At 68.9% G+C, this 4,961-nt stretch carries 4 protein-coding genes and 1 pseudogene; 3 read left to right on the top strand and 2 right to left on the bottom strand.

Features of this window, described 5'->3' with window-relative positions; translation table 11 throughout:
- Positions 1-535 (bottom strand): annotated as a pseudogene (locus tag ADBZ5U_RS14130) (hypothetical protein); the annotation flags it as partial.
- A 10-nt stretch (positions 536-545) separates the two neighbouring features.
- On the bottom strand, positions 546-2,693 hold the full coding sequence (locus ADBZ5U_RS14125) for an adenylate/guanylate cyclase domain-containing protein (RefSeq protein ID WP_526811226.1): 2,148 nt from the start codon (positions 2,691-2,693) through the stop codon (positions 546-548).
- A 95-nt stretch (positions 2,694-2,788) separates the two neighbouring features.
- Here ADBZ5U_RS14125 and ADBZ5U_RS14120 point away from each other — a divergent pair, with 95 nt between their 5' ends.
- The 3 genes from ADBZ5U_RS14120 to ADBZ5U_RS14110 are packed head-to-tail and all read left to right on the top strand — an operon-like array spanning position 2,789 to position 4,886.
- Positions 2,789-3,412, top strand: coding sequence for a PaaI family thioesterase (locus ADBZ5U_RS14120; RefSeq protein ID WP_526811224.1), 624 nt, complete (start codon positions 2,789-2,791; stop codon positions 3,410-3,412).
- A 5-nt stretch (positions 3,413-3,417) separates the two neighbouring features.
- On the top strand, positions 3,418-4,125 hold the full coding sequence (locus tag ADBZ5U_RS14115; protein WP_526811222.1) for an EthD domain-containing protein: 708 nt from the start codon (positions 3,418-3,420) through the stop codon (positions 4,123-4,125).
- A gap of 5 nt (positions 4,126-4,130) precedes the next feature.
- Positions 4,131-4,886 (top strand): enoyl-CoA hydratase/isomerase family protein, encoded by a 756-nt coding sequence (locus ADBZ5U_RS14110; protein WP_526811220.1) that lies wholly within the window; start codon positions 4,131-4,133, stop codon positions 4,884-4,886.
- Positions 4,887-4,961 lie beyond the last annotated feature (75 nt).

The following is a 4,961-nucleotide window of genomic DNA, read 5'->3' as shown; positions in this document are numbered from 1 at the left end:
CGATCTGGAACGGCTGCTCGAAGAGCAGCAGCAGACCGGAGATGATCTGGCCCACCGAGTTCTGCAGGGTCAGGCCCAGCACGATCGAGCTGATGCCCAGGGCGGTGAACAGGCCGCCCACGTTGGCTCCCCAGACGTAGGCGAAGATCGCCGCCACGCCCACCGCGATGATCGCGAACCGGGCCACATCGACGAAGATCGCCGGCATCCGTCGTCGCCAACTGCCCGCGGGAGCGCTGCCGAAGACCGTCGCGCTGACCCCGGAAAGCACCATGATCAGGATCAGGACGCCCAAGACCGTCGACAGGATCCGCACCGGCGTCGCCTTGGCCGAGACGTCGGTGGTGTGCACCAGCAGAAGCAGCAGCGCCCCGAGCGGCACGATGAAATGGCGCAGCAGCCCCACCGGGCGCGACAGGAAGTTGCCCCGGCGGTCCAGGGCGTGCTGCAACTCGGTGAGCAGCACCAGAACGGTGGGCAGACCCAGCGCGACGATGATCGACCAGTAGAACCAGGGCGCGCCGAAGACGCTCATCGCGGATCCCTCACGACGGGTCCTCGGCCAGGCGCCATGCGGGCACGTCCTGGCCACGGGCGGTGACCGTTCCGGCCGGGGTGTAGCGAAGGTTGTCGCGCGTCGCCTCGTAGACGTCCTCGCTGACGTAGATCCCCGGCTCGGTCAATCCGCGCCGCATCCTGGACGCCAGATGCACAGCGCCGCCCCACAGGTCGTACACCAGGCCGGCGCGGCCGACCAGGCCGCTGGTGACCGCGCCGGTGTCGATACCGGCGCGCAGCTTGATGTCGCTGCCCATCTCGGAGTTGAAGCGGTTGACGATTCGCTGCATCTCCAGGGCGAACTCGACGGTGCGATGGATGTTGTCCAGCCGCGGGACCGTCAGGCCGCAACTGGCCAGATATCCGTTGTGGGTGGTGCGGACCCGCTCGACTCCGCTGCTCTCGGCGGCGGCGTCGAACTGGCGCACCAATTTGTTGATGGCCTTCAGCGATTCGTCGGCCTCCAGACCCGCGGACAGGTCGTCGATGCCGATCAGGTCGGCGTAGATCACGGTGACGTCCTGGTGCTCCTCGGCGATGTTGTCCTCGCCTCCGCGGTAGCGTTCTACGACGGACTCGGGCATCAGCGACATCAGCAGCCGGTCGTTCTCGGCGCGCTGCTCGGTCAGCAACTGGTGCTTGACGGCGAGGTTGCGGCTCATCTCGTTGAAAGCCAGGCTGAGGTCGCCGAACTCGTCCCTGGTGTCGACCGGAAGCGCGACGTCGTAGTCGCCGGTGCTGATCTTGTCGGCCCCGTCCTCGAGGCGCCGGATGGGGCGGACGAACAACCGCGACCAGACCATGGCGGCCAGGCACGCCAGGAAGATGATCAACGCCGTCGACCGCACCAGTTTGTGCGCGAAGTTGCGCTCCGCGGCGAACGCCTCGTCGGAGTCCACCGAGGCGACGATGACCCAGTCCAGGCCCTTGACGTCCAGTGGGGCGTAGGCCTGAAGCGCGCGGTGGCCGAGATAGTCGGTGGCGATCAGCGTTCCGGTTTCCCCCCGTTGCGCGGCCTCGGTGGCAGCGGTCCCGACCGGCTGAACCAACACGGTGGTGCCCTGCTCGATGGCGCGCTCGGCCGTCGACGGCGGGGTTCCGGCTCCGACGACGTCGGCTCGGTAGGCTTGCGGATCCTCGAGGAACAGTCGGGAATCCGACCGCATCAGGTCGTCCTTGCCGACCACGTAGCTCTCCCCGGTCCGGCCCATGCCGGCTTTCTCCCACTGCCGATCGCTGGTCATCGAATCGCTGAGGATGGTGGCCGGGTACTCCACCGCCATCACCCCGGCGGCCCGCCCCGGCGGCCCGACCGGAACCAGCATCCATGCGGTCGGCTGTCCGGACGGCAGGTACTCGGAGAAGTCGGTGGTGTCGACGTAGCCGATGTCGTTGGACGCCATGGCTTTCCGGAACGCCTCGGGCAGGAATCCCTCGCCGCGATACGGCCCGGAGAGGACGTTGGTGCCGAGTTCGACGCCCTTGTTGACGCTGTACACCACGTCGCCCCTGGGGTTGATCAGGAAGACGTCCCGGAATCCGAGCCGAGTGACGATGTCGTTGAAGTACCCGTTGTAGCGTGCGTTGGCCCCCGCCCAGGCGCCGCCGTCACGGGGGTCGTTGCCGGTGGCGGCCGGCACCGTGTAGCGGGTCTGCAGATAGCGCGCGGCGGCTGATATCGGCAGCAGCGCGTTGATGTCCAGGCGGCTGTCGGCGCCCTTGAACTTGCCCTTGTAGAAGTCGGCCAGCGCGCGGTCCTGTTCGGGGGTGACGGTGGCATCGGCGAGTTGGTCGAAGCCGGCGCTGAACGCGTTCATCGCTCCGCTGACGGTCTCTCCCCGGGAGAAGATGAGCAACGAGCCGGTGAGATCGAGCAACCCCTTCTCGAGTATCCGGGCCTGGGCTTGACGGATGCCGGTGAGCTGTTCGAACACCGCCGCGCGCAGCGAGTTGCGGCCGGACTCGAAACCGATACCGCCGGCGATCGCGGTGGCCAGGACGCTCATGGTGAGCAGCATCAGCATCAGCTTGGACTGGATGCTTACCCGGTCCAGCAGGCTGCGCTTGGCTCGGCGGCGCCGCAGCCGCTCGGCCAGGGCCGACCGGGACTCCTCCGGCGGTGCCGACATCGACATTCCCTCCCTTCGGCCTGCGTGGATGGCCCACGCCGAGGGTAGCCTGTGCGACGCGCGGCCACCGGTGCCGACATCAGGTCGGGTTAGATGTGTAGGTGGTCGAGTTCACCGCCGAGGACTGGTCGGCAGAAGACGTCGACCGGCTGCGCGGCGTCTACGAGCCGCTGGCCGAGTCGGTCCGCGAGTTGGTGGACGCCACCATCCGCACCGAGGCCGACGCCGCCACCGTCGCCGGGGTGAAGCGGGAGATCGACGCCGCGGTCGCCCGGCTGCGGCGTCGGCAGATCGACGGGGCGTTCGGGGTGCGGGTGACCCGGGAGGGCAGGGGTGTCAGCTGGGGCAACGCCGTCATCGGGATCCGCAACGCCCTCGCCCCGCCGGTGACGACCCATCGCGAACAATCCGGCGTTGTCTGGGCCGAGTTCAGGCTGGGTGCGGCCTACGAGGGCCCGCCCGGCCACGTGCACGGCGGGGTGTCGGCGTTGATCCTCGACCATCTGCTTGGCGAGGCCGCCAGCCCCGACCACAAGCCGCGCTTCACCGGCAGCATCACCGTCCGCTATCTGCGCGCGACCCCGCTGGGGCCGTTGCGCGCCGAGGCCGTTCGCACCCGCGCCGAGGGTGTCAAGACCTACTGCAGCGGAACGATCGCCGATGCCGAGGGCGTCACGGTGGAGGCCGAGGGCGTGTTCATCACCCCGCGCGGGCTGAGAGAGTAGGGGCGATGGAGAAGGTTATCGTCGCGCTGCGGAGGGCCGCCGCCGACGACGAATTCGTCGCCCGGATGTGCGGCCCGGTGGCGGGGGCTCTGCTTGGTCTGGAGCTACCCGGGGTGTCGGTCAATGTGCGTGACGCCGCGGTTCGCGATTCGCTGCTGACCCTGACGACGCTCGCCCCCCCGGTGCAGGCATTCGTCACCGTGTGGACCGAGCAGCACTACGGCGAGCAGGTGCAGGCGGCCCTGGAGGCGCTGCGGCCGCACGCCGATCTGCTGGCCGCCTACCTCGTGACCGAGTCGGTGCCGGTTCGGCCGCCGGCTTCCCCGATCGGCGAGCGGTCGCCGGGCCTGGCCAACGTCGCCCTGCTGCGCCGGCCCGCCGGGATGGACGAGGCCACCTGGCTGTCCCGTTGGCAGCGCGACCACACCGCGGTCGCGATCGCGACCCAGTCGACTTTCGGCTACGTGCAGAACTATGTGGTGCGGCCGCTGACCCCCGACGCGCCGTCGGTGTCGGCGATCGTCGAGGAGTCGTTTCCCATCGAGGCCGTGAGCAGCCTGCACGCCTTCTTCGGGGCGTCCGACGACGCCGATCTGGCGGACCGGATGGGCAGGATGATCGCCAGCACGTCGGCCTTCGGCGCCAACGTCGATATCGACACCGTGCCCACCGGGCGGTACGTGTTCCGGAGTCCCTTCGCGCATTTAGGCTGATGCGGGTGACGCTGCTCATCTCCGACGAAAACCGGGTCCGGACGCTGACCCTGAACCGTCCCGATGCCCTCAACGCGTTCAACGAAGCGCTCTACGACGCGACTGCCGACGCGATTGTCGCCGCCGCCGACGACGATGAGGTCGCCGTGGTGCTGCTCACCGGAGCGGGCCGGGCCTTCAGCGCGGGGCAGGACCTCACCGAGATGCAGGCCCGGATCACCGATCCGGCATTCACCCCCGGCAGGCACGGGTTCGCGGGGCTCATCGACGCCCTTGCGCAGTTTCCCAAGCCGCTGATCTGCGGGGTGAACGGAGTCGGGGTAGGGCTCGGCGCGACCATCCTGGGTTACGCGGACCTGGCCTTCATGTCCTCGACCGCCCGCCTGAAGTGTCCCTTCACCAGCCTCGGCGTCGCCCCCGAGGCGGCATCGTCGTATCTGCTCCCGCAGTTGGTGGGGCGGCAGAACGCGGCCTGGTTGCTGATGTCCTCGGAGTGGGTCGACGCGGCGGAAGCCCGGCGGATGGGTCTGGTGTGGAAGGTGTGCGAGCCCGAGGATCTGCTGACCGAGGCTCGTCGGCACGCCGAAGTCCTTGCGGCCAAACCTATTTCGAGTCTGGTGGCCGTGAAGCAGGCAATCGCCGACCCGGCGCGTCCGGATATCGCGGCCGCGCGCGTCCGGGAGGACGCCTACTTCGCCGAGATGATGGGGGCCGCGGCCAACGTCGCCGCGCTGGCCGCATTCAACGACGGCCGGGGCTAGAAGGCTGGAAGGCTCAGAACGGTGGTGGGTCGGCGGCCCAGCGGGCTTCGTTGATGCCGCGTTCCCAGCGGATGC

Origin of the sequence: Mycobacterium sp. (genome assembly GCF_040398885.1) — a bacterium.
Classification (GTDB): domain Bacteria; phylum Actinomycetota; class Actinomycetes; order Mycobacteriales; family Mycobacteriaceae; genus Mycobacterium.
Note: the sequence above shows the minus strand (reverse complement) of the source record. Positions and strands in the feature narration are given on the sequence as shown.

Coding starts and splice junctions, on each gene's coding strand:
- ADBZ5U_RS14125 (WP_526811226.1), bottom strand. CDS start 2,693: ATGTCGATGTCGGCACCGCCGGAGGAGTCCCGGTCGGCCCTGGCCGAG.
- ADBZ5U_RS14115 (WP_526811222.1), top strand. CDS start 3,418: ATGGAGAAGGTTATCGTCGCGCTGCGGAGGGCCGCCGCCGACGACGAA.